This is a genomic window from Bradyrhizobium sp. INPA03-11B (genome assembly GCF_040446015.1).
Taxonomy (GTDB): domain Bacteria; phylum Pseudomonadota; class Alphaproteobacteria; order Rhizobiales; family Xanthobacteraceae; genus Bradyrhizobium; species Bradyrhizobium macuxiense_A.
Genome location: NZ_JASGSR010000235.1, coordinates 1 through 4,271, shown reverse-complemented (window position 1 = coordinate 4,271; position 4,271 = coordinate 1). Strand labels below are relative to the sequence as shown.

The 4,271-nt window shown below is 65.3% G+C and carries 2 protein-coding genes; both read left to right on the top strand.

Going from position 1 to position 4,271, the window contains the following annotated elements; genetic code table 11:
- The first annotated feature begins 59 nt into the window (after positions 1 to 59).
- Positions 60 to 1,598: a DNA polymerase Y family protein gene (locus QMZ05_RS40410; RefSeq protein WP_353705827.1), complete on the top strand. Its 1,539-nt coding sequence runs from the start codon at positions 60 to 62 to the stop codon at positions 1,596 to 1,598.
- Positions 1,595 to 4,271, top strand: a 2,677-nt coding sequence (locus QMZ05_RS40405) for an error-prone DNA polymerase (RefSeq protein ID WP_353705826.1), incomplete at its 3' end; no start/stop codon positions are given. The genes QMZ05_RS40410 and QMZ05_RS40405, both read left to right, overlap by 4 nt.

Here is a 4,271-nt window from a genome sequence, read left to right as displayed (position 1 = left end):
GTTGGGGTGGGGGTCTTTCCACAAACAATGTTCTTCGTAAGGAGAGAGCCCCCACCCGGATCGCATCTAGCGATGCGATCCGGCCTCCCCCGCAAGCGGGAGAGGCGAAGAAAGAACTCCCCAGCGTCGTGGTGGCAAAAGACCACAATGCGATCCTGCTGCACGCGATCGACGAGGCCGCTGTGCGGGCCGGGCTGTCGATCGGGCAGCCGCTCGCCAATGCGCGGGCGATCTGCCCGGAGCTTACGGTCTACGACGCCGATCCTGCCGCCGACCTGAAGACGCTGAACGACATCGCCGACTGGTGCGACCGCTTCACGCCGCTGGTCGCGCTCGACGTACCTTACGGCCTGTTCCTCGACATCACCGGCTGCGCGCACCTGTTCGGCGGCGAGCGCGCGCTGCTGCAGATCGTGACCAATGCGCTGAGCCGGCGCGGCTTTGCGGTCAGCGCGGCGATTGCCGGCACCTCGATCGCGGCGCGCACGCTGACGCGCCACGTCTCGGGCAAGATCGTCGCCGATGGCACAGAGGCCCAGGCGGTCGGCCCGCTGCCGGTGTCGGCGCTCGGCGCAGATAGCACTGTGACCACCGGCCTGCGCCGTGCCGGCTTGAAGACCATCGGCGATGTCGCCGCGCGCGCACTGCATGAGATCTCGGCGCGGTTCGGCGCGGCCTTCACCACCTTGCTCTCCCACGCGCTCGGGCAGGGCGATGCCCCGATCAGCCCGCGCAAGCCGCTGCCCGATTACATCGTCGAGAAGCGTTTCCCCGAACCGATCGCGACCGACACCGTGATCGCGCTGACGCTGTCGAGCCTCGCCAAAATGCTGGTTGCGGCGATGGACAAGCAGGGCAAGGGCGCCCGGCAGCTAGAGGCGAGCTTCTTCCGCACTGACGGTGCGGTGCGCACGATCATGGTCGAGACCGGGCGTCCGGTGACGCGGCCCGAGATGATCGACCGCCTGTTCCGCGAGCGGCTCGATGCGCTCAACGATCCCCTCGATCCCGGCTTCGGCTTCGATCTCATTCGTCTTGCCGCCGGGCGTACCGAGATCGTGGTGCAGCAGCAGCGCGATCTCGATACTACTGTGCACGACAATGACGAGATCTCGGCGCTGATCGACCGCATCGCCGCCCGCATTGGCGGCAAACGCGTCGTCGTGCATCTGCCGCTGGAAAGCCATATCCCCGAGCGCGCGGCGCTCGCGCTGCCGGCGCAGCATCATCTGGCCGTAGCCAGCGCCGCCGCCTGGCCGGAGCGCGTCGCCGGCGAGCCGCCGTTGCGGCCGCTCAGGCTGTTCGAGCGGCCCGAGCCGATCAAGGTGCCGTTCGCGAGCGTGCCTGACGGTCCGCCGCATCAGTTCACCTGGCGGCGCGCCCTGCATGCGGTGGTGCGGGTCGAGGGCCCCGAGCGGATCGCGATGGAATGGTGGAAACAGGACGGCGCGGCGCTGACGCGCGACTATTTCCGCGTCGAGGATGCCGAGGGCCGGCGCTTCTGGATCTTTCGCGACGGCCTTTACGAGAGTGAACTGCGCGACGAGGAAGACAAGCCCATTCCGGCCAACTGGTATGTGCACGGGCTGTTCGCATGAGCGCACCCTTGCCCGATTATGCCGAGATCGGCATCACCAGCAATTTCTCCTTCCTGCGCGGCGGCTCCGATCCGCGCGCCTATGTGCATCAGGCGAGCGAACTCGGAATCCCCGTGATCGGGATCGCCGATCACAACACGCTGGCCGGTGTGGTGCGCGCCTGGAAGGAGCTCGACAGCGAGAAGGTCGCCCATCCGCCCAAATTCCTGGTCGGCGCCCGCATCGTCTTCATCGACGGCACGCCCGACATCCTGGTCTACCCACGCGACCGTGCCGCCTATGGTCGGCTGTGCCAATTGCTGACCCGCGGCAAGCGCGGTGTTGGCGTCGAGCGGGTCGAGAAGGGCGACTGCCGGCTCACTTTGCCTGATCTGATCGATTTCGCGGAAGGCCAGCTGCTGGTGCTGGCGCTGCCGCATCGGTACGAGACGGATGATGCGCTCGACGTGCTCGCGCAACTGAAGGCGAGCGCCGCCGACGGCGTCTGGCTTGCTGCAAGCCTGCTCTATCGCGGCGACGACAAGCGCCGTCTCGCGCGGCTGCATGGCCTCGCCATCGATGCCGGCGTGCCGCTGCTTGCCACCAACGAGGTGCTTTACCACCATCCTGCGCGCCGCCCGCTGCAGGACGTGCTGACCTGCATCCGCGAAAAGACCACGATCGAGGCTGTTGGCCGCAGGCTCGAGGCCAATGCCGAGCGGCATCTCAAGCCGGCGCATGAGATGATCAGGCTGTTTCGCGATCTGCCGGACGCGATCGCGGAGACCATGCGCTTCGCGAAACGCATCTCGTTCTCGCTTGACCAGCTCAAGTACCAGTATCCCGACGAACCGGTGCCGCCGGGCAAGACCGCGCAGCAGCATCTGGAGGATCTGACCTGGGCCGGCGTCGACAAATATTTCGGCGGCGAGATCGACGAAAAACTTCGCGCCACCCTGAACAAGGAGCTCGCGCTGATCGCCGAGCTGAAATACGCGCATTACTTCCTCACCGTGCACGACATCGTGCGCTATGCGCGCAGCCAGAACATCCTGTGCCAGGGGCGCGGCTCGGCGGCGAATTCGGCGGTGTGCTACGTGCTCGGCGTCACCTCGGTCGATCCGACCAAGGTCGATCTGTTGTTCGAGCGCTTCATCTCCAAGGAGCGGCTGGAGCCGCCCGACATCGACGTCGATTTCGAGCATTCGCGGCGCGAGGAGGTGATGCAATATGTCTATCGCCGCTACGGCCGCCACCGCGCTGCCATCATCGCCACCATCATCCATTATCGTCCGCGCAGCGCGATCCGCGACGTCGGCAAGGCGCTTGGGCTGACCGAGGACGTCACCGCGGCGCTCGCCGACACCGTATGGGGCAGCTGGGGCAAGGGCCTCAACGACATGCAGGTGCGGCAGGCCGGGCTGGACCCAAAGAATGCGATGATCAATCTCGCGGTCGAGCTCGCCACCGAGCTGATCGAGTTTCCACGCCATCTCTCGCAGCATGTCGGCGGCTATGTGCTGACCCAGGACCGGCTCGACACCTATGTGCCGATCGGCAATGCCGCGATGGACGACCGCACCTTCATCGAATGGGACAAGGACGACGTCGACGCACTCCACATGATGAAGGTCGACGTGCTGGCGCTGGGTATGCTGACCTGCATCCGCAAATGCTTCGACCTGATCGCCGACCACAAGGGCGAACATTGGGAGCTCGCCAGCGTCCCGCAGGACGACCCAAAGGTCTACGACATGCTGTGCAGCGGGGAATCGCTCGGCGTGTTCCAGGTCGAAAGCCGGGCGCAGATGAACATGCTGCCGCGCTTGAAGCCGCGCACCTTCTACGATCTCGTCATCGAGGTCGCGATCGTGCGTCCTGGGCCGATCCAGGGCGACATGGTGCATCCTTATCTCAGGCGGCGGAACGGCCAGGAGAAGGTGAGCTATCCTTCACCTTCGCCGGATCATGGCGACAAGGACGAGCTCTACAACGTGCTGCACAAGACGCTCGGCGTGCCGCTGTTCCAGGAGCAGGCGATGCGGATCGCGATCGAGGCGGCCCATTTCACTTCCGAGGAGGCCAACGGCCTGCGCCGCTCGATGGCGACCTTCCGCAATCTCGGCACCATCGGCACCTATGAGGAGAAGCTGGTCGGCAACATGGTGGCGCGCGGCTACGATCCGGACTTTGCCCGCAGCTGCTTCGACCAGATCAAGGGATTTGGCAGTTACGGCTTCCCGGAAAGCCATGCCGCGAGTTTCGCCCAGCTCGTCTACATCTCCTCATGGCTGAAGCACTATCATCCCGATGCGTTCTGCTGCGGCCTGCTCAACTCGCAGCCGATGGGCTTCTACGCCCCGGCGCAGATCGTCGGCGACGCCCGCAAGAACGGCGTCACGGTGCGCGAGGTCGATGTCTCCTTCAGCTTTGCGCAGAACACGCTGGAGGAGCAGGTCGGCGAGCACTGCGCGGTGCGGCTCGGCTTCCGCCAGATCGACGGGTTTCATTGGCTGGATGAGGACGAGGAGAGGTTGAAAGCTCTCCAATCGTCACTCCGGGATGCGCGAAGCGTAGATGTTTATGAGTCAGGAAGGCACGAACGGATGGGCTCTCTCCCCCCTTGCGGGGGAGAGTTGGAGAGAGGGGTAAGCCACGACCACCGCCCGTGCGGCTTACCCCTCTCCCTAACCC